Below are 20,346 nucleotides of genomic sequence, written 5' to 3'. Positions count from 1 at the left end.
ATGAAACAGGAGTGTGTCTGATGGAGGTCGACAAGACCGGCGAGGAGATGACGGGCACCGTCAAATGGTTCGATCCGGGCAAGGGGTTCGGATTCGTGGTCCGCGACAGTGGCGGCCCCGACGTGCTGTTGCATTCGAACGTGCTGCGCAACTACGGGCAGGCCTCTATTTCCGAGGGCAGCGCCGTGCGGATGACCGTGGTCAGCACCCCGCGCGGGGATCAGGCCGAACGGATTCTGTCGATCACACCTCCCGCCGGCGGTGGCGGTGCGCCCCTCGATGATCTGGAACATCTGACCGATGACGCGCGCGCGCAGATGCCCCTGCTGCCGGCGCGGGTCAAATGGTTCGACAAGTCCAAGGGGTTCGGTTTCGCAAACGTGTTTGGTGCGCGCGATGATATTTTCGTACATGTCGAGGTGGTGCGCCGCTGTGGCCTGGCTGAACTGACTGCCGGAGAGGCGATCGCGATCAGGGTCATGCAGGGCGAACGCGGCCGCATGGCGGTCGAAATTAAATCTTGGGACCTGGGCGAGGATATCTGATGCGACTGACACTGACGATCGTGGCGCTGGCGCTGATGCCGGCGACAGGGGCCATCGCCGCAAGCTGCGATCCCGCCGTTGTCACCGTGCTGGGTGATTTCGGTCGCGCACGGTTCGCCGTGGATGTCGCGGATGACGACGCCGAACGCGCGCAAGGGCTGATGAATGTCGCCGAAATGGGCACGATGGAAGGCATGATCTTTGTCTATGATGCGCCGCAACCGGCCAGTTTCTGGATGCGCAACACGCTGATTTCGCTCGACATGATCTTTGCGGCCGAGGATGGCACGATCAGCCATATCCATCCGCAGGCGGTGCCTTTGGACGAAACACCCATCTTTGGTGGGGACAACATCAAGTATGTCCTGGAAATCAACGGTGGGCTTGCACAGCGGTTGGGGATCGATGCGGGCGACGTGTTGCAGCATCCAGCGATCGGTCCCGATCCCGTGGCACCCTGCGATCCGTAATTTCGGGCTTTTCAATCGTCGTGGCCTCCCTTATGGGTGGCGACGGTTCGGGGCGTAGCGCAGCCTGGTAGCGCATCTGTTTTGGGAACAGAGGGTCGTAGGTTCGAATCCTATCGCCCCGACCAACATCCACACAAAATGATCAGGGTCGCGACACCCGGTCCCGATTCTCCCCCCGCGGGGGATGACACATCATCTTGTGTGTGGCCCATTTGCACGGACACCCCGTTGTATCCAAATTGCGCGATTCGTGGGCAGCAGAAGTAAACATTGCGTTAACCACTGACCCTAAGTCACCGTAAACCCTGACGGAGTTTCGAGCCGTTCGGTGGATGAAATTGTGGACAAGCCGCGCATGAATCGGTGGGCTGTTTTTCGCCTCCGGCTTTGGCTTTTGGTCAATCAGGAAAAAGCTGATTTTGTGTAAATAAATCCGTTGACCCTCTCCCCCCATATACGTCAGGTTGTGCGGGCTGACACCAATCGCACTAGATGTAGTGTCCAGCATGTGCAGTTTAAGCGGTAAGCGTTAAGCGTGAGAGCCAGGTGGAAACCTGGCCAAGCCCGTTTTGACGCATCGGCTGAACGGACCCGCAGACGCGGGCGCACACGAATTGAGACAGGGCCGCAGCGCGGCAGGGCACAAAGGGATCGACCATGAAAATTGAACGCAACTTTACGACCCAGGGACAGGACGCCTACGCGGATATCGCCTTCAAGAGCGCCACATCCGAGATTCGCAATCCGGACGGCACAGTGGTTTTCAAACTCGAAGGCTGCGAAATTCCCAAGGCATGGTCCCAGGTTGCGTCCGATGTCATTGCCCAGAAATATTTCCGCAAGGCGGGTGTCCCGTCAGCCGTGAAAAAGGTCAAGGAAAAGGGCGTGCCCGCATTCCTGTGGCGTTCCGTTCCGGCTGACGACGCGACCTTTGGCGGCGAAACCAGCGCCAAGCAGGTCTTTGACCGTCTGGCAGGGGCCTGGACCTATTGGGGCTGGAAGGGTGGCTATTTCACCACCGAAGAGGACGCGCGCGCCTATTTCGACGAAATGCGTCACATGCTGGCCACCCAGCGCGCCGCACCCAACAGCCCGCAGTGGTTCAACACGGGCCTGCATTGGGCCTACGGCATCGACGGCCCGGCACAGGGGCACTACTACGTCGATTTCGAAACCAAGGAACTGACCAAATCCGCCTCCAGCTACGAGCATCCGCAGCCGCATGCCTGTTTCATCCAGTCTGTTGGTGACGATCTGGTGAACGAAGGCGGTATCATGGATCTGTGGGTCCGCGAGGCCCGTCTGTTCAAATACGGCTCTGGCACCGGCACCAACTTCTCGTCCCTGCGCGGCGAGGGCGAGGCGCTGTCGGGTGGTGGCAAATCCTCCGGCCTGATGGGTTTCCTGAAAATCGGTGACCGCGCCGCAGGTGCCATCAAATCGGGCGGCACCACACGTCGCGCGGCCAAGATGGTGATCGTCGACGCCGACCACCCCGATATCGAGGAATTCATCAACTGGAAGGTGCTGGAAGAGCAGAAGGTCGCCAGCATCGTCGCCGGGTCCAAGATGCACGAAGAAAAGCTGAATGCGATCTTTGCGGCGATCAAGGCATGGGACGGCAAGGCCGAGGACGCCTATGACCCCAAGGTGAACCCCGCCCTGCAAGCCGCTGTAAAAGCTGCGAAAAAGGTGGCGATCCCGGAAACATACGTCAAGCGCGTGCTGGACTACGCAAAGCAGGGCCACACCAGCATCGAATTCCCGACCTATGACACCGACTGGGATTCCGAGGCCTATTCCTCCGTGTCCGGCCAGAACTCGAACAACTCCATCCGCGTGACCGACGCCTTCCTCAAGGCTGTTGAAAACGACGACGACTGGAAACTGATCAACCGTCGCAACGGCGAGGTCGCCAAGATCATCAAGGCCCGCGATCTGTGGGAACAGGTTGGCCATGCCGCATGGGCCTGCGCCGATCCCGGCATCCAGTACCACGACACCGTCAACGCCTGGCACACCTGCCCGGAGGATGGCCCGATCCGCGGCTCGAACCCCTGTTCGGAATACATGTTCCTGGACGATACCGCTTGTAACCTGGCGTCCATGAACCTGCTGACGTTCTATGAAAACGGCGAATTCCAAGCCGAGGACTATATCCACGCCACGCGTCTGTGGACCATCACACTCGAAATCAGCGTGCTGATGGCACAATTCCCGTCCAAGGAAATCGCGCAGCGGTCCTATGACTTCCGCACGCTGGGTCTGGGCTATGCCAACATCGGCGGTCTGCTGATGAACATGGGTCTGGGCTACGACAGTGACGAAGGCCGCGCGATGGCGGGTGCGCTGACTGCGATCCTGACCGGCGTGTCCTACGCGACCTCGGCCGAAATGGCCGGAGAGTTGGGTGCATTTCCCGGCTACGCCAAGAACGCACAGCACATGCTGCGTGTCATCCGCAACCACCGCAACGCCGCCAAGGGCAAGCTGGTCGGCTACGAGGGGCTGGACATCAAGCCGGTCCCGCTGGACCGCAAGTCCTGCCCCGACGCCCGCCTGCCGAAACTGGCCATGGAGGCCTGGGACACGGCGCTGGAGCTGGGTGAAAAGCACGGCTACCGCAACGCACAGGTCAGCGTGATCGCACCCACCGGCACCATCGGTCTGGTCATGGATTGCGACACCACGGGGATCGAGCCCGACTTTGCGCTGGTGAAATTCAAGAAACTGGCCGGTGGCGGCTATTTCAAGATCATCAACCAGTCGGTGCCCGCCGCGCTGGAAAAGCTGGGCTACCGCACCAGCCAGATCGAAGAAATCATTGCCTATGCCGTGGGTCACGGGTCCATCGGTCAGGCACCGGGGATCAACCACACGTCGCTGGTCGGTCACGGCTTTGGTCAGGCTGAAATCGACAAGATCGAAGGCGCGCTGAAGGCCGCGTTCGACATCCGGTTCGTGTTCAACCAATGGACGCTGGGCGAGGATTTCTGCACCGGCACACTTGGCATCCCGGCGGACAAGCTGAACGATCCGACCTTTGACCTGCTGCGCCACCTTGGGTTCTCCAAGGCCGAGATCGACGCGGCCAACGCCCATGTCTGCGGGACCATGACGCTGGAAGGTGCACCCCACCTGAAAGAAGAGCACTACAGCGTGTTCGACTGCGCCAACCCCTGCGGCAAGATCGGCAAACGCTACCTGAGCGTCGACAGCCACATCCACATGATGGCCGCCGCCCAGTCGTTCATCTCGGGTGCGATTTCCAAGACGATCAACATGCCCAACGACGCCACCATCGTGGACTGTCAAAAGGCCTACGAGCTGTCGTGGTCGCTGGGGATCAAGGCCAACGCGCTCTATCGTGACGGATCGAAGCTGAGCCAACCACTCGCCGCATCGCTGGTCGAGGACGACGACGAGGCCGCCGAGATCCTGGAAACCGGCACGCATCACGAAAAGGCTGCGGTGCTGGCCGAAAAGATCGTCGAAAAGATCATCGTCAAGGAGATCATCAAGTCGCACCGCGAAAAGATGCCGGAGCGCCGCAAGGGTTACACCCAAAAGGCAATCGTCGGTGGTCACAAGGTCTATCTGCGAACCGGTGAATACGAGGACGGCAAGCTGGGCGAGATCTTTATCGACATGCACAAGGAAGGTGCCGGCTTCCGCGCGATGATGAACAACTTTGCCATCGCCGTGTCCGTGGGCCTGCAATACGGCGTGCCGCTGGAGGAATTCGTGGACGCATTCACGTTCACGAAATTCGAACCCGCCGGCATGGTGCAGGGTAACGACAGCATCAAGAATGCGACCTCAATCCTGGATTACATCTTCCGCGAACTGGCCGTGTCCTACCTCGACCGGACCGATCTGGCGCATGTCAAACCAGAGGGTGCGGCATTCGACGACATCGGCCGTGGTGTCGAGGAAGGTGTGACCAACGTGCAGACGCCGACCGAGTCCGCTGCCAGCCGCAGCCTGGAGGTGCTCAAGCAGATCAGCTCGACCGGTTATCTGCGCAAGCGGATGCCGCAGGAACTGGTGGTGCTGCAGGGCGGTCAATCCGCCATGGACGACACCGTCGCCGCACTGCAGACGCTGGTGCCCGAGATGACGGCCAAGGTTGCCTCCGCGATGGGGCAGGCCAGCAGCAGCGCCGCAGTCGCCACGGCGATTTCGGCCCGCGACAAGGCCAAGATGCAGGGCTACGAGGGTGACCCCTGCGGCGAATGCGGCAACTACACGCTGGTGCGCAACGGCACCTGCATGAAGTGCAACACCTGCGGCGGGACATCCGGCTGTAGCTAAAGTTTAGGGAGCCCCGAATTTTCTGCGAAAATTCGGGGCTTCAGCGTTCCGCTTCGGTTTGACCGGACGCGGACGTAGATCGGGCCGCAGGCATAAAACATTCCGAGCGGTGAACCAATCGAGCCTGATCGACGAACCTCAAAGGGCGCCCCTGTGGCGCCCTTTTTTTCAGTCATGCAGGGACAGGTCGCTGGTGCCTCGTGGCCCCGGTCAGACTCCGATGAAACGCACGCCGTTCATGGCGGCGATCCTCTGGACGTCTTCTTCGTAGAGGTCGCTCAGCTCTTGGATGTCCTCGGCGGTCATGCCCGGCAGATCGACGGTTTCCTCGATTTCCTCATCCAGCGCGTATTTGTCCAGAAACGCCGCGATGACCCTTCGTTTCTGGGACAATGTCTTGGGCGGATGGGCGTTGAGGTAGTTGATGTAGCGGTTCATGCCCTCGTTCGACATGATCGTGGCCAGCAGGTCATGCGCGCCGTTGATCTTGGTGTCCTGCGGCAACCCGGTCAGCGCGAGCACGATCTCGTCCCAGATCAGTGGCGTATCTTCGTTGCACCAGACCGTCAGTGTCAGATGCGGTGCCACCTGGAGGATGCGTTCGATCATGTCGGACCAGCGGATGTCGAACGGGTCCTTGCCGGCCATGAATTCGTCAAAGGTTTCGGACTTCGACTTGCGGAACGCATCGGGCAAAAAGGTCGCCGGGTCGCGAATGGCAAGAAAGATATCGAGGTCATCCTGCGGAAACAGCTGCAACATCCCCCGCAGCTTGAATTCGGTCTGCGCATACAGCACGCCGGCTTCGAAAATGCGGTTGGGAATGCAGATGAAATTCGAGTTGCTCAGCACCATGCGGTCCGGCGTTTCGTCGGACAGGATCGAATCCAGCATGATCTGACGGGTATCGGGGGCAGGGGGCAGACCGTTGAGGTTCTGGATCGTCTCGCGCAGCAGCCTGCGGTATTTGCCCGGCCCGGGGGCCGCGATATCATGCTCCTTGAGGATGGCACCGTTTTTCAGGATCGTGCGGATCAAGCGGTCTTCGTCCGTGCAATTTGCGCCAAGGTGCAGGGCGATTTCCATAAAAGAGCCTGTTTTCAGTTCTGGACGGTTTGTCGCAATATAACGGGAAATCTGGACAGCGAAACAGCTATCGGTTAGCGCAAGGCATGTCCGACCAAACTGCTCAGATATTGTCACAGCCGGGCCGTCCGGTCCGCCGCGGGGTCAACCTGTGGTCGGTCGGTGCGCTGGTGATCGCATTGATCGTGATTGCGCCGCTGGTGGCCGTCGTCTGGTTTGCGCTGAACCCAACCGAAAACATCTGGCCGCATCTGTTGCGCACCACCTTGCCGCGCTACCTGACGAACACGGGGTTGCTGATGGCAGGCACGGGGTTGCTGACGGGTATTGTCGGTACGGCCTGTGCCTGGCTGGTGGTCATGTACCGGTTTCCCGGACGTGGCTGGCTGCAATGGGCGCTGCTGATGCCGCTGGCGGTGCCGGCTTATGTGGGGGCCTATGCGCTGGTGGATCTGCTGGATTACGCAGGGCCTGTCCAGACCACATTGCGCGACACATTCGGCTGGGCCACGTCGCGCGATTACTGGTTTCCCCAGATCCGCACCCGCTGGGCGGCGGTGGTGGTGATCGGTGCCTCGCTTTATCCTTATGTCTACTTGCTGACCCGTGCTGCATTTCGCGAACAATCGGGTGCGGGATACGAGGTCGCCCGCGCATTGGGCGTGGGGCCGTGGGGGCGGTTTGGCCGGGTGGGCCTGCCGCTCGCGCGGCCAGCGATCGCGGCGGGGGTGGCCGTGGTGATGATGGAAACGGTCAACGATTTCGGCACCGTGGATTACTTTGCGGTGCAGACGCTGACGACCGGTATCTTTTCGGTCTGGCGGCAGGGCGGAAACCTGGGGGGTGCTGCGCAGATTGCCTGTGTTATCCTGACCGTGATCGTGCTGCTGGTCACGCTGGAAAAGAAAAGCCGCAGGCGCGCCCGCTTTGCCGCCGGGGCGCGCAATGTGCGCCCGGTTGAACCCGTGGCCCTGCACGGCTGGCGGGCCTGGGTGGCAACAGTGATCTGCACCATTCCGGTGCTGGTGGGTTTTGTCCTGCCGGTCAGCGTGATCGCATCCCATGCGATGAATGCCGCTGAATGGGCCGCACCCGGCCTCGCACAGGCGATGACGCGCACGTTGATCATTTGCGGCAGCGCTGCGGTTCTGGCCGTGTTGGGCGGGGTTTTCATGGTCTATGGCACACGTCTGTCGGGCCGCCGTCTGCCGCAGTTGCTGTTGCCTGTCACGGCGCTGGGATATGCGGCACCCGGCGCGGTGCTGGCCCTTGGCATTCTGGTGCCGCTGGCGGCCTTCGACAACCGGCTGGCCGATCTGGTCCTGGCGGTGACCGGGACCGATCCGGGCCTGATGCTGACAGGCAGCGCAGGCGTGGTCGTTCTGGCCTATGTGGTGCGATTCTTTGCCATTTCGGAGGGGAGCGCTGACGCAGCCCTGGGGCGCATTCCGGCCAGTCTGCCGATGGCCGCACGCTCGCTGGGGAAATCCGCAGGACAGACGCTGGCCCGCGTGCATGTGCCCCTGATCAGCGCCAGCATCGGGTCAGCCCTGCTGCTGACATTCGTCGACGCGGTCAAGGAATTGCCTGCGACACTTATGCTCTATCGTCACGATACCCTGTCCACGCGGGTCTACGCCAAGGCATCGCTCGAGGATATTTCAGGGGCCGCCCCGGCCGCGCTGATCATCTGCGGGGTGGGCCTGTGCGCGGTGCTGCTTCTTGCGCGCGCAAACCGCTGATTTGGCACAAAGCGGGCTTGCGTTTTCCGACGTGCGTTTTTATAGCAACGCCAACGGTGACCCAAGGGTCCACCGGCCCCTATAGCTCAGCTGGTAGAGCAACTGATTTGTAATCAGTAGGTCCGCGGTTCGAGTCCGTGTGGGGGCACCAAATCATCAAATGAAAACAATAGCTTAGCTGATGCGGTGCCGTTGTCGCCAGAGTGATGCACCTCTGTGTCCGGCTGGTGTCCGTAGGCATTCATTGTGGGTAAATCGCCATCGTGATGCACCGCGAGCGAAATTTATGCGGCTACCTGGCGGAAGTGCGTGTCGATTGCGGTCCGTGTTGCATGTCTGGGCAAGCGGGATTCGACTATTATTCCAGAAACCGAGTTTTGTTGAAGTTGCGTGAAGATTGATGTTGTGGCGGAGAGCTGCCGTTCGCCGCGGCCGCGAAAGCATTTCGACCACACCGCGAAAGCGGACATTCAGCCGAAAACCAAAACCGGGGCCAGCTCGATCGACACGATGGGCGGATTCCGAACCTTCGCTGCACATCGAATTATCGGCAGCTGTGCGCCGCAAACTGAAGTATGCGGTTAATGCCTGATCGACCGCTAGCCGAAGTTGACGCACAGTCGCCATGAGAATTTGGGGGGATGTAGCACAGGACGCAGACAGCTTATCCGCTGGCTAGTCTTACATACAGTACAGCAAGATAACGCGATGATCAGCTCTCTAAATTGAACGCTGTGATGATTAGAGGCTCCCATTCGTCGCCGATATTCTTGCCAAGCATCGCAATACGCACCTCGGGAATTAAGGGAATAAAATAGAAGCATTTGCCTTTCTAATATCCCCGGCGTTCCCCCGCGACGTGTTATAATTTAAAAACATGAGAAATGGAGTCCCTTAATCGCATGAAATTGGTGCCTCTCCGCGCGCCACCGAAGGCAATAAGCTGCTTGCCGCTAAACTTAACTTCTCTATTTTTTCTTGAAAGTTGTCTTTGCAAAATTGCGATAAGTGACTTTCCACGAAGCATACGCTTGAAATCTCGCTCAATTTCCTCTCGCAAACCAACAGGATAAACTTCCCCCTCCCGTAACTTCGTTTCGTTTAAATAGAAATCAGGATCATCAAGCACCTTATTCGGATGGGTGCGGAAAGCACTGTCTTTGCCCCTCAGTACACGGCTAACCGACAGCGCATACCAATCCAAGAATTTCGTGATGTCGTTATAGAAGCGCTCTTTCTCTTCAAGACTCATAAGGTTTTCGAGCTCACCATCGCAAAAAAGGTCATTCTCTACAGAGTATCCATCGGTCTGAACGAGCGTATTATCTCCTTGATAATCTGTGTTAGGCTCGTGAATCCATAAATCTTTATCGACAACAAAAACAAATCTAACATTTGTTAGACCATTCAACATTCCTTTAAGCTTTATCACCGATTCTTTGTTTCCAGCGGGCAGAACGTCCAAGCCGAGATGCGCTAGATCCTCTTCAATCTTACGGTAGAAGATAATATCATCCACTCCCTCTACAAGAACAGTCGGAAGTGAAGTTCGCTTGAGTAATTGGAACAGCTCATCAACGGTCGGGCGTGGCAGTTTACTATTCACACTCACTCACCTCTGTCGAAGCCAATAACCACCTCTTTATCTGGGTACTTTCCGTATATAAACGGAGAGTGAGTGGCGATAATAAATTGATTGTTTGATCCTTGGCTCTCCAAAATACTGAAGAGCTGGCGCTGCCAATCGACATGTAGACTAAGCTCGGGTTCGTCGATAAAAAATACTGCATCTTTATGAAAGGCATTGTAGCAGATAAAGCTAAGCATCTGCTTCTCACCCGCAGACAAAACATCGCTATTGACAGCCTCGGCGGCGTCGCCAAAATTCAAACGAGGCCCAAAAAAGATCCCTGAGTGCTGAAAAAGCTTTTCTATCAATTCACGCACAGCGTCCAATGGCTGCATCCTCTCTTTTCGAAAGACTTCGATACTTTCTATTTCGTTCCGTGTTTCAGACAGCAAGTCTCTAGCGTCAACAGGGTTCGATCCAGTTTCTTCGTAGTGCCTAATTTTTTCAATTACTCCTTTTGAAACTTTGGTCTGAAACGAGTTAATCTCCTCCGAAAATGTTGCGAATCTTTTCAGCAAAAGCTGAACAATGTCTTGAGTTGAAATGGCAGATACAAAGATGTGCTCCTCATTGCCAAGTGTGCTCGAAAGCCTACTAAGAGCTTCATCAATATCTGATTTCGTTCGACTTGGAGTACGAGTTGACACACGAGTGGATTTCTTTTGCATGGAGAAGCCACCTTCGATGCGGCGGAAAGTCGGGAAGAAGACGCTACTGCCAATACTCTCAATTACAGGATTGGCTTTATCTTCGGCAGCCTCTGCAAACGGGTTATGTTCATCTCCATCATCTTCAAAAAGGTACTCCGTTTGATCGTGAGTTAGCTCAACGACACAATGAACCGGACCTGTTCTAATTACCTTACAGCGATACTCACTCGTGAAAATCTCGCATGTTTGGAAATCAACTTCTCGCAATGCGAGTATTATGTTGCCGCTCATGATAAACCAAGCTAATTTCATTAGGGTAGTTTTTCCAGAACCGTTTCTTCCGGTTAGAATGTTAAGATCTCTATTTACGTCGATAATTCGCTCTCCTTCCACACCTAGGAGGCCGTTGACGACAATTTTCTCAATATGCATTGGATCAAGTATCTTTCTGACTGGCGTTGCTCGTCCACGACAAGGCTTTAGAGCGCAGCCTTACTAACGGTCGTTTTTTCCAGAAAATGGTAACATCGGTACGGATAGTTTTCCAGACTTAGCCTTCCAAAATGGCTGAATTAGCCGCTCGCTTTGCTTGAATGCAACAGCCGCTTCAGGTGGTCTGCCGACTTTGCCCTCGGCTTCCCTCAAATTCTGCTTAGGGCCGAACGTGACGCGCACGCTAGGGTCTTATCCAAGCGTGCGGTATTTCTTAGTCCCTCAGATAAGCATACTTGATCCTTGCTTCGTCTAGGCGAGCATGAAGGCTGCGCTTGTCTGTGTTCGCACGTCGGACCATATTTGCGGCACTGGCCGTAAGCGCAGCCTCAAACTTCTCCGCGTAACAGCCTTCGATAGCGGCGATAGATATGCTGAGGCCAAGCTTTTGCGTCTCCAACTCGTCAAGCTTTTGGGCGCGTTTCACCTCTGTGTAGTCTTCGGGCGACAAGTTTGGGATGTGGGTGAACAGGTCGTTTGCAACAGCTTTGCGGACCGCCTTCCAGATGTCGTGTTCCGGCCAGCGAGATCGGTTGGTGTCTGCGGTTGGTGCGCAGTAGCTTAGATCATCCATCAATTTTTCAAAAACGCGGGGCAGCATTTGGTAGAGAGAAGCCCAACTATTGATGGCCCAATCATCTTTGAGGTGTCTTTTCCCGGATCTGAGTTCAACACGCCAAATTTGCGAGGTTGCGCGCTCCGTCAGGTCCAGCGGCGGCGCGTGTGGACCATCAATCATTCTGCCCCAGATCGCGGGCCATTCATGCTTGCGGTGAACAATGACCTCTTCGCGCTTATCATAGATAATGGCTTGCCGCCCTGGCATCTTGCCAACTGTCACAGAGGTCGTGCGGCCAGACCGACCGTTCGTCTTGCGGTCTTCAAAAATGTCGTGGGAGCTTGTGCCAGTGTTTGAATACCGCAACACAAAGTTTTTGGGGGATACAGCGAAGTCTGGTGCGAGGAAGTCGATTGCAAAATCGACGCGGGACGGGCTGTAAGCCTCGACAGGTGCATGAATGCCAAGTGCCTTGAGAACCGCATCGCATCGCAAACGTAGTCCTTCAAGGCCATGCAGAGCGAGAGCACTTGATGCTGCAGAGAAGCGGACACCCCAAGCATCACCGGGCGATGGTTTCTTGAAGAACCAGTTTCCGGAGTTGGCCTCAGAACACGAATAGGCGTAGCCGCCGCGCGCACCGCTTTCCTTTACAACGAGCCAGACATCGTTGGCGATATAACATTGATCTTGACGAAACTCTTTCGCGCTTGCTTTTGTTTTAGCTAACGCAGCGTCCAGCGCTGTAGGGATGATGGCTTTGACAGCAAATTCGAGGCCGTCGAAGCCGCAATATATCGGTTTCATGTCGTTTCTTTCATTGATGTATTTCGGGAGGGGGGTGCTACAAAGACCCCCCATTGGCGCAAACGCCAGCGGCCCCGCGCCACGCCCGCTACCCAAGGGCAGCGCGGCGCGCGCTCGCTGGCGCGAGACGTTTCAAGGTCGTACTTCATGGGACTTGAGCCATTGGATCAGCGACGTTTTGAAGTAGCCAATCTTGTTGCCGTGCTTGACGCGGGGAGGCCCGGTGCGTTCTGCATTGCGGCGATCAAGCGTGCGGGTGCTCAGGCCGAGATAGGCCGCAGCTTGTAGCTTCGTGAAAAATTCGTCCGAGGACGGCAGATCAGTCATTACGACTCCTTTGCGTTTGACATTGGCGTCAGATGCAAAGCAGCCAACGCCACACTAAAAAGGTGTGGGTTTCACGGGACTGACTTTCTGATTTTGTGTTGAGCGCTTAGATTTTACGTCTTGCGTTTTTTTAGGCGTGACAGAGCGTTGTGGTATTTTGAGAGGTTTTTAGAGATTGGAAGTTTTGTCGTGTGAGCGTGTGTTTTGAATTTTCTGAGGTGTCAGTATTTGAAAATATTCTGCCTCATTGCCCAAGCGTCAACAACAAAATGCTTTTGGCTGCAATTGGCATCGCTTGTCTCTCTATGTCTCACCGATAGATCGCGCCTGAGGCGACTTCTGCCGCATTCAACAGAGAATCATCGAAAAGATGCGCATAGCGCGCCGTTGTCTGCGTCTGTGTATGACCGAGCATTGCGCCGATGATCGGAAGGGTCTGACCGTTCGAGACAAGCAGGCTGGCAAACGTGTGGCGCAGATCGTGCAGCCGGAAATCGGTGAGTTCGGCAGTTTCGCAGATGCGGGTCCATGTCTTCTTTATATCTGTCAGCGCTTGCCCTGTATGGGAGGCAAAGATGAACGGGGAAGTGCTTCGATCCTGCCGTGCCTTGAGCAGTTCCGTCACAGCAGACGAAACTGGAACGCGGTGCAGTTTACGTTGTTTCGTCGTGGCGGCGGGTTTGGTCCAGATTCGAAGGTCGGCATCAAATTGGTCCCATGTTGCTTTGAATGCTTCACCGCGCCGACAGCCTGTCAGAAGCATGAACAGGATCGCATCGCAGGACGTACGGCTTGGGTTCGACTTGAGTGCGGCAAGCAAGCGGTTGATTTCGTCCTCATTCAGATACCTGGTGCGACTGTTTTCCGGGTTTGCTTCGATCCCAACCGCCGGATTGGCTTTCATCCAGCCCCAGCGCATCGCCAGATTAAATGCCTTACGCAGTAATGCGATTGTGCGGTTGGCTTGGATGGGTGCGCGCCGCGTGATCTTGCGATGCAGCGCATCGATCTCGTTGAACGTCAGGTCCGACAGCTTGCGGCGGGCGAGATCGGGCAGGATCGACTTCTTCCACATCTGCAAATCGCCAACGATGGAAGCCTGTGACTTCTTTGGCAGGTGATCCGAGACGTAGCGGTCGTGCAAATCCTGAACGGTCGGTTCATTCATTTTGTCTGTGCGCCGCTGGAGAGGATCAATCCCAAGGTCCACGTCCCGGCGCAACTCTTCTGCGCGACGGCGGGCGGCAAGCAGCGTCCATTCTGGGTAGGAGCCAACCGTTATCCGGCGTTCGCGGCCACTGATCCGATAGTTGAGAATAAATGCCTTTTTACCCTTTGCGGTCACCCGAACGCCAAACCCGCGCAGACGCTCGTCGTAGGTGACTCGGTTGCCTGTCTTTGGTGCAGAGAGACCCTTTACCAAATTATCAGTGAGGCGGACGGCCCCATTTCGTGTCCGTGTGGTGTCAGTAGAATCAGTGTATGTCCGTGTCATTGGCTGTCTCTCGCTGTCAGGTGCTGTCCAAATTACGTCAGCAATTACAGTGAGTTGAGACTTATTTTTGTTGAAAATCAAGGTGCTAGAAAACGCTGATTTCGGCTTTGTAATCAGTAGGTCCGCGGTTCGAGTCCGTGTGGGGCACCATCTTTTATCACCGCTTGGACAATCGACGCCATTCTTGCAGGCCGTGCTGCGCATCCTGTCGCATCCCGTTGAAAGAGCCGGAGCATGCGCCATCTCTCGGTCAGGGACGCCAAGAGGAGCCGCGATGATCCGCCAGATACCGACCCGTGCTGCTGCACTGGATGCCATGCAGGATTTCGTGCCGGCGATGGGGCGCCGATATGAGAACCGTCGCAATTACGATCTCGGGCCGGGCCAGCACAGTGCGGTTTCGACACTGTCTCCCTATCTGCGCAGGCGTCTGATTACCGAACAAGAGGTCGTGGCGGCGGCCCATGCGGCGCACGGGCCGGACCGTGCCGAAAAGTTCATCCAGGAGGTCATCTGGCGCAGCTATTTCAAAGGCTGGCTGGAACGACGCCCGCAGGTCTGGGACAGCTACCGGACGGGGCTGCGTCATGATCTGGATACGCTGGACCGGGACAGACGGCTGCGACGCGATGTCGAATTGGCCGAAGCCGGTCAGACCGACATCGCCTGTTTCAACGCCTGGGCCCAAGAGTTGGTGACCACCGGCTATCTGCACAATCACGCGCGGATGTGGTTCGCGTCGATCTGGATTTTCACCCTGGGCCTGCCGTGGCGGTTGGGGGCGGATTTCTTTTACCGGCATCTGCTGGATGGTGATGCGGCGTCTAACACGCTCAGCTGGCGCTGGGTGGCCGGGCTGCATACCCGCGGCAAACCCTATCCGGCACGCGCGCAGAACATCGCGACCTATACCGAAGGCCGGTTTGCCCCGGACCACGGGACCTTGCCGAGGTCGACCACGGGCTGGAGGACAGCGAGCCCGACGGCCTGCCGGACCTGCAACCGCTGCGTGATGTGACCGCGCCGAAAACGGCTGTGCCGACCGTGTTGTTGATCACGGACGAGGATTGCTGCGTGACCGACTCTGACCTTGATGGACTGGACCTGCGCGGCGCTGCTGCGCTTGCGACCAGCCATCTGCGATCACCCCGGCCTGTGGCGGATCAGGTTGTCCGGTTCGAGCGCGGCGCCGTTGACGACACGGCGCAGCGGGCCGGGCTGACTGCCACCGCCATACAGGCTGATGATCCATCGGCGCTGGTCGACTGGGCGGCCAGTTTGGGGGCTGCACAGATCGTGACGCCCTATGTGACCCGTGGCCCGCTTTTTGACTGGATGACGCAGGCGCAGGGTGGTCTTGATGCCAAAGGCATCACCCTGACCGAGGTGCGCCGCGACTGGGACGCCGCAATCTGGCCCAAGGCAACAGCCGGGTTTTTCAAGGTGAAAAAGACCATTCCGGACCTGCTGGACCGGTTCATCACGTCCTGACCCTAGGCGTCTGATCGTCTGGCAAAGAGGGTGCCACCCTCGGCCCAGGCGGCTGCGGCCAATGCCACACTGGCCAGCACGAGCCCGCCACCCAGCAGGGGGATCAGTGTCCCGTCATAGAGGTAGCCCACGATCCCGCCCAGCACGCCGCCCAGCACCGTCTGTGCGGCCCCCAGCACGGCCGATCCGACGCCGGCCACATGGCCCAAGGGGTTCATGGCCAGCGCGTTGAAATTGGGGGGAACGATGCCCACACAGCTCATCATCACGGTAAACAATGTGATGAACAGCCAGAACGGCGTATGTCCACCCGCCGCGACGGCCAGCCCCAGATGCGCCAGCGTGACGACGATGAACAGACACAGTGCCGCGTGCGACAATCGCCGGGTTCCGAACCTTGCGACCAGTTTGCTGTTCACAAAGGCCGTGACGGACATGACCAGCGCCACGACTGAAAACCACAGCGTGAATTCCGCGCCCATGCCGTAGATCTGCGTATAGATCTGTTCGGCCTGGGCGATGAAGGCAAAGACAAAGGCAAAGAACGACCCCATCGCGATCAGGTAGCCGACCGAAATGCGGTTTGTCAGGACAATGCGGAATGCCTCGGCTACCGGGCGCAATTGCAGCGGTCGCCGGTCCGCGGGTGCCAGGGTTTCGCGCAGGCGGAACCACGTCCAGACAAAGGCGCCGGCCCCGATCCCGAACATCACGCCCGACACCTCGCGCCAGTTGCCCCACAGCATGATCAGACTGCCCAGATTGGGGGCCAGCACCGGCATGATCATGAAGACCATCATCACCAGCGACATGACGCTGGCCATCTGTTCGCCCGCAAAACGGTCGCGCACGGCGGCAGTGGCGATGACGCGGGTGGCAGCGGCCCCCACACCCTGCACGAAACGCATCGCCAGCAGGGCACCAAAGGTCGGCACAAAGACAGCGGCCAGGGCACCGGCCAGATAGATCGCCAGACCCGCAAACAGGATGGGTCGCCTGCCGAACCGGTCCGACAGCGGTCCATAGATGACCTGCGCGCCGCCGAAACCCAGCACATAGGCGCTGATGACGAACTGGCGCTGGTTTTCGTCCGATACGTTCAGCGCCGTTCCGATATTCTGCAGCGCCGGAATATAGACGTCGATGGCAGCGGAATTCAGCGCCATCAACAGGGCCATCATGGCCACGAATTCCACATAGGGAATGTCTGTGCCCGTCTTGCGCGGGATCGGTGTGGGACGGGCCGTCATGCGCGGTGCCTTTGGTTGTTTCGGGTCCGGCTTCTGCCCTTTTGGGACAAAGTGCAACCTGTGCGGCTGTGCGATTGCGCAGGTTGGTCAGTGGAAATCCCTACTCCTGGGGATCACGCGCACATCGCGCGGGTGCTGGCGTCCGCCCTGCGATGGCAGTGGTTTGGTCACGTGATCGGCCCGTGACACGGCGACGGGCATGGCGTCGGGGGCCAGTCGCAGCAGCGCGTCGGATCGGTCGATCAGGCGTGTGGCGACGATGTGGATGATCTCTGCGTCGCGCTGGATATAGCCTTCGACGGCCAGCAGGCGCGACTGCATGACGGCCTTGCGGTAGGTTGCCATGACCTTGGGCCAGACGACGATATTGGCCACACCGTGTTCGTCCTCGATGGTGATGAAACAGACCCCCTTGGCCGACCCGGGGCGCTGACGGATCAGCACGATCCCGGCCATGCGGATTTTCTGACCCATGTAGGAGTGCGGCAAATCAGCGGTGCTGGCATAGCCCTGCCGCGTCATGGACTGGCGCAGGAACGAAATCGGATGCGCCTTCAACGACAGGCGCAGCGTCTGGTAATCGGCCACCACCTGTTCGCAGACCGGCATGACGGGCAGAGGCACGGTGACCTCTGATCCCTCGTCGGTGCCGTCCTGAAACAGCGGCAGATCGGGTGCGTCGCGCAACCCCTTTGCCTCCCACAGGGCCTGTCTGCGGTCGATGAACAGGGACCGGACCGCGTCCGCCTCGGCCAGCCGTCGCACGATGGCTGCCGACAGCCCGGCGCGCGTGTGCAGATCCTTGACGTCCGTGTAGGGGGCGTCGCGTGCGGCCACGATGCGGGCCGCGGCCTCGGCCCGCAATCCGCTGATCTGCCGCATCCCCAACCGCAGCGCAAACCCGCGTCCCGCCGGTTCCAGCGTGCAGTCCCATTCCGAGGTGTTCACATCCACGGGCCGCACCGTCACCCCGTGATCGCGCGCACAGCGCACCAGTTGCGCAGGCGCATAGAACCCCATCGGCTGGGAATTCAGCAATGCTGCGGTAAAGGCCGCCGGATAGTGACATTTCAGCCAGCTCGACACATAGACGAGTTGGGCGAAACTGGCGGCGTGGCTCTCGGGAAATCCGTATTCGCCGAACCCCTTGATCTGATCGAAACACCGCTGCGCGAAATCCGCGTCATAGCCGCGTTTCACCATCCGCCCGACCATCTTTTCCTGCAACAGCTCGATCGTGCCGCGACTGCGGAAGGTCGCCATCGCCTTGCGCAGCTCGTTCGCCTCTGCGGGGCTGAATTCCGCCGCATCAATCGCGATCTTCATCGCCTGTTCCTGAAAGATCGGCACCCCCAGCGTCCGGCCCAGAATATTCTTCAGCTCTGACGGATCGTGCGGCGCGCCGGGACTGGGATAGCTGACCGGTTCCTCGCCCGACCTACGCCGCAGGTAGGGGTGCACCATATCACCCTGAATGGGGCCGGGCCGCACGATCGCCACCTCGATCACCAGATCATAGAATGTGCGCGGTCGCAGCCGGGGCAGCATGTTCATCTGGGCGCGGCTCTCGATCTGGAACACGCCCACCGTGTCGCCCTTGCAGATCATGTTATAGACGCGCGGGTCCTCTTGCGGCACGGTCGCCAGTGTCCAGTCCTGCCCGTAATGCGCTGAAATCAAATCGAAACACTTGCGGATGCAGGTCAGCATCCCCAGCGCAAGGATATCCACCTTGAGGATCCCCAGCGCGTCGATATCGTCCTTGTCCCACTCGATGAATGTCCGGTCCGGCATGGCCCCGTTGCCAATCGGCACGGTTTCGGTCAGCTTTTTCTGCGTCAGGATGAATCCGCCGACATGCTGGCCCAGATGGCGCGGCATGCCGATCAACTGGCGCGCCACGATCAGCGCGCGCCGCACCGTGGGGTCGCTCAGATCGACACCCGCCTCATCGGCGTTGTTTTCCGCAATCTCGCGCCCGAAGCTGCCCCAAACGGTTTTCGCCAGCGCCCCGGTGATATCTTCTGACAGTCCCATCACCTTGCCCACCTCACGGATCGCGCTGCGCGGTCGATAGTGGATGACAGTGGCACAGAGCCCCGCCCGGTCGCGGCCGTATTTGGCATAGATATGCTGGATGACCTCCTCGCGTCGCTCGTGTTCGAAATCGACGTCGATGTCGGGTGGCTCTTTGCGTTCCTCGCTGATGAAGCGTTCGAACAGCAGCGCGTGCTGTGCGGGGTCCACGGCGGTGATGCCCAGCACGTAGCAGACGGCGGAATTCGCCGCCGACCCGCGCCCCTGACACAGGATCGGCGGCTGCGCCTCCTCGCGGGCAAAGCGGATGATGTCGTGGATCGTCAGGAAATACTGGGCGATGTCCAGCTTCTGGATCATCGCAAGCTCCTTGCGCAGCACGGCCTGCGTCTGATCCGGTATGCCGTCCGGGTAACGCGCGGCGGCCCCCGCCCAGGTCAGCGCCTCCAGATGCGCCTGCGGGGTCGTGCCCTGTGGAATGACCTCCGAGGGGTATTCATAGGCCAGTTCGGTCAGGTCAAAGGTGCAGGCATCCGCCACTGCACGGGTCGCGGCGATCGCGTGGGGCCATTCGGCGAACAGCGCCTGCATCTGGGCCGGTGACTTGAGGTGACGCTCTGCGTTGGCCTCCAGCCGGTAACCGGCTGTGGCAAGCGTCGTTTTCTCGCGGATGCAGGTCATCACATCCTGCAAGGGGCGGCGTTGTGGCGCATGATACAGCACATCATTCGTTGCCAGCAGCCGTAGCCCGTGCCGGTCTGCCAGCGCATCCAGCCGGTTGATCCGTGCCCGGTCGTCACCGCGGTACAGATAGCTTGCCGCGATATGGCGCAGCGTCGGCAAGCGGCGCACCAGACCGGGCAGGGCACGCGCAAAGCCCGCCAGATCGTCGGGCGGCACGACAATCAGCTGTACCCCTTCGGCATGGGCCGCCAGGTCGTCCAGCGTCAGATCGCAGACCCCCTTGGCCTGCCATGTGCCGTCAGGATCGTGCCGCCGCCCCTTGGAAATCAGCGCGCTCAGCCGACCATAGGCCGCCCTGTCACGCGGATAGGCCAGAAAGGTCTCGCCTCCCACCAGTGCGATCCTCGTCCCGATCACGGGACGCATCGCGGCCTTTTTCGCCTCTGTGTGGATGCGGACAACCCCGGCGAGGGTGTTCAGATCAGCACAGCCAAGCGCGTCATATCCCAGCGCCCAGGCCTCTGCCGCGAAATCGGCGGCGTCTGATGCGCCCCGCAGGAACGAAAAACAGGTGAACAGCCCCAGTTCGACATAGGCCGATCTGGGGTTGGGGGGATAAACACCATCCTCCGGCAAGGTATGGCGGGGGTGGGCATTGTCGTTCTCAGGCACCGGGGGCGTCCCGCACATCGCGGTTGCATGGGGGCGCTGCCCCCGCCGCCTGTGGCGGCCCCCCCGGGATATTTTGGACCAGAAGAAGGTCCTGA

14 protein-coding genes and 2 tRNA genes are annotated in these 20,346 nt (G+C 58.8%); 8 read left to right on the top strand and 8 right to left on the bottom strand.

Annotated features, from left to right (window positions below; genetic code table 11):
* Window positions 1-20: 20 nt before the first annotated feature.
* The 4 genes from AN189_RS09785 to AN189_RS09770 all read left to right on the top strand — a co-directional run bounded on the left by AN189_RS09785 (window position 21) and on the right by AN189_RS09770 (window position 5,329).
* Entirely contained in the window at window positions 21-545 is a 525-nt protein-coding gene (locus tag AN189_RS09785) for a cold-shock protein (RefSeq protein WP_056034768.1), read from the top strand.
* The gene (locus tag AN189_RS09780) at window positions 545-1,015 is read left to right on the top strand and encodes a DUF192 domain-containing protein (RefSeq protein ID WP_056034766.1); all 471 of its coding nucleotides are present in this window, start codon (window positions 545-547) and stop codon (window positions 1,013-1,015) included. The genes AN189_RS09785 and AN189_RS09780 overlap by 1 nt, the downstream gene beginning before the upstream one ends.
* 48 nt (window positions 1,016-1,063) lie before the next feature.
* Window positions 1,064-1,140, top strand: a tRNA-Pro gene (locus AN189_RS09775).
* Window positions 1,141-1,672: 532 nt separating this feature from the next.
* Window positions 1,673-5,329: a vitamin B12-dependent ribonucleotide reductase gene (locus AN189_RS09770; RefSeq protein WP_056034763.1), complete on the top strand. Its 3,657-nt coding sequence runs from the start codon at window positions 1,673-1,675 to the stop codon at window positions 5,327-5,329.
* A gap of 210 nt (window positions 5,330-5,539) precedes the next feature.
* Here the strand turns inward: AN189_RS09770 and AN189_RS09765 are convergent, their stop codons facing one another.
* A complete protein-coding gene (locus tag AN189_RS09765; protein WP_056034760.1) occupies window positions 5,540-6,415 on the bottom strand; it encodes a hypothetical protein in 876 nt (291 codons plus the stop codon).
* 86 nt (window positions 6,416-6,501) lie between these two features.
* Between AN189_RS09765 and AN189_RS09760 the strand changes: the two genes are divergently transcribed.
* Both AN189_RS09760 and AN189_RS09755 read left to right on the top strand, forming a co-directional pair.
* Window positions 6,502-8,157: an iron ABC transporter permease gene (locus AN189_RS09760; RefSeq protein WP_056034757.1), complete on the top strand. Its 1,656-nt coding sequence runs from the start codon at window positions 6,502-6,504 to the stop codon at window positions 8,155-8,157.
* 75 nt (window positions 8,158-8,232) lie between these two features.
* Window positions 8,233-8,308, top strand: a tRNA-Thr gene (locus AN189_RS09755).
* A 711-nt stretch (window positions 8,309-9,019) separates the two neighbouring features.
* Here the strand turns inward: AN189_RS09755 and AN189_RS09750 are convergent.
* From AN189_RS09750 to AN189_RS09730, 5 genes are all read right to left on the bottom strand, one after another.
* Complete coding sequence (locus AN189_RS09750) at window positions 9,020-9,763, bottom strand: DUF4435 domain-containing protein (RefSeq protein ID WP_056034754.1); 744 nt, start codon at window positions 9,761-9,763, stop codon at window positions 9,020-9,022.
* 2 nt (window positions 9,764-9,765) lie between these two features.
* Complete coding sequence (locus AN189_RS09745; protein ID WP_056034750.1) at window positions 9,766-10,869, bottom strand: AAA family ATPase; 1,104 nt, start codon at window positions 10,867-10,869, stop codon at window positions 9,766-9,768.
* 274 nt (window positions 10,870-11,143) lie between these two features.
* Window positions 11,144-12,295 (bottom strand): hypothetical protein, encoded by a 1,152-nt coding sequence (locus tag AN189_RS09740; RefSeq protein WP_157057443.1) that lies wholly within the window; start codon window positions 12,293-12,295, stop codon window positions 11,144-11,146.
* Between the two features lie 132 nt (window positions 12,296-12,427).
* Window positions 12,428-12,622, bottom strand: a complete 195-nt coding sequence (locus AN189_RS09735; RefSeq protein WP_056034746.1) for a hypothetical protein — start codon at window positions 12,620-12,622, stop codon at window positions 12,428-12,430.
* Between the two features lie 310 nt (window positions 12,623-12,932).
* On the bottom strand, window positions 12,933-14,117 hold the full coding sequence (locus AN189_RS09730) for a site-specific integrase (RefSeq protein ID WP_056034743.1): 1,185 nt from the start codon (window positions 14,115-14,117) through the stop codon (window positions 12,933-12,935).
* 274 nt (window positions 14,118-14,391) lie between these two features.
* Here AN189_RS09730 and AN189_RS19600 point away from each other — a divergent pair, with 274 nt between their 5' ends.
* Together AN189_RS19600 and AN189_RS19595 are read left to right on the top strand one after the other, a co-directional pair.
* Entirely contained in the window at window positions 14,392-15,135 is a 744-nt protein-coding gene (locus AN189_RS19600) for an FAD-binding domain-containing protein (RefSeq protein WP_253279594.1), read from the top strand.
* Window positions 15,132-15,608 carry a deoxyribodipyrimidine photolyase gene (locus AN189_RS19595; RefSeq protein WP_253279593.1) on the top strand — a complete coding sequence of 159 codons (477 nt, stop codon included), beginning with the start codon at window positions 15,132-15,134 and terminating at the stop codon, window positions 15,606-15,608. Before AN189_RS19600 ends, AN189_RS19595 begins: the two co-directional genes overlap by 4 nt.
* 2 nt (window positions 15,609-15,610) lie before the next feature.
* Here the strand turns inward: AN189_RS19595 and AN189_RS09720 are convergent, their stop codons facing one another.
* Both AN189_RS09720 and AN189_RS09715 read right to left on the bottom strand, forming a co-directional pair.
* On the bottom strand, window positions 15,611-16,858 hold the full coding sequence (locus AN189_RS09720) for a multidrug effflux MFS transporter (protein ID WP_056035055.1): 1,248 nt from the start codon (window positions 16,856-16,858) through the stop codon (window positions 15,611-15,613).
* A gap of 87 nt (window positions 16,859-16,945) precedes the next feature.
* On the bottom strand, window positions 16,946-20,251 hold the full coding sequence (locus tag AN189_RS09715) for an error-prone DNA polymerase (RefSeq protein WP_056034739.1): 3,306 nt from the start codon (window positions 20,249-20,251) through the stop codon (window positions 16,946-16,948).
* Window positions 20,252-20,346 lie beyond the last annotated feature (95 nt).

Origin of the sequence: Loktanella sp. 3ANDIMAR09 (assembly GCF_001420005.1) — a bacterium.
Lineage (GTDB): Bacteria > Pseudomonadota > Alphaproteobacteria > Rhodobacterales > Rhodobacteraceae > Loktanella.
This window is presented reverse-complemented; position numbering and strand designations above follow the sequence as displayed.

Bases quoted from the DNA above. Each gene is read 5' to 3' on its own strand.
- AN189_RS09785 (WP_056034768.1), top strand. From the start codon at position 21: ATGGAGGTCGACAAGACCGGCGAGGAGATGACGGGCACCGTCAAATGG.
- AN189_RS09780 (WP_056034766.1), top strand. From the start codon at position 545: ATGCGACTGACACTGACGATCGTGGCGCTGGCGCTGATGCCGGCGACA.
- AN189_RS09770 (WP_056034763.1), top strand. From the start codon at position 1,673: ATGAAAATTGAACGCAACTTTACGACCCAGGGACAGGACGCCTACGCG.
- AN189_RS09765 (WP_056034760.1), bottom strand. From the start codon at position 6,415: ATGGAAATCGCCCTGCACCTTGGCGCAAATTGCACGGACGAAGACCGC.
- AN189_RS09760 (WP_056034757.1), top strand. From the start codon at position 6,502: ATGTCCGACCAAACTGCTCAGATATTGTCACAGCCGGGCCGTCCGGTC.
- AN189_RS09745 (WP_056034750.1), bottom strand. From the start codon at position 10,869: ATGCATATTGAGAAAATTGTCGTCAACGGCCTCCTAGGTGTGGAAGGA.
- AN189_RS09740 (WP_157057443.1), bottom strand. From the start codon at position 12,295: ATGAAACCGATATATTGCGGCTTCGACGGCCTCGAATTTGCTGTCAAA.
- AN189_RS09735 (WP_056034746.1), bottom strand. From the start codon at position 12,622: ATGACTGATCTGCCGTCCTCGGACGAATTTTTCACGAAGCTACAAGCT.
- AN189_RS09730 (WP_056034743.1), bottom strand. From the start codon at position 14,117: ATGACACGGACATACACTGATTCTACTGACACCACACGGACACGAAAT.
- AN189_RS19600 (WP_253279594.1), top strand. From the start codon at position 14,392: ATGATCCGCCAGATACCGACCCGTGCTGCTGCACTGGATGCCATGCAG.
- AN189_RS09720 (WP_056035055.1), bottom strand. From the start codon at position 16,858: ATGACGGCCCGTCCCACACCGATCCCGCGCAAGACGGGCACAGACATT.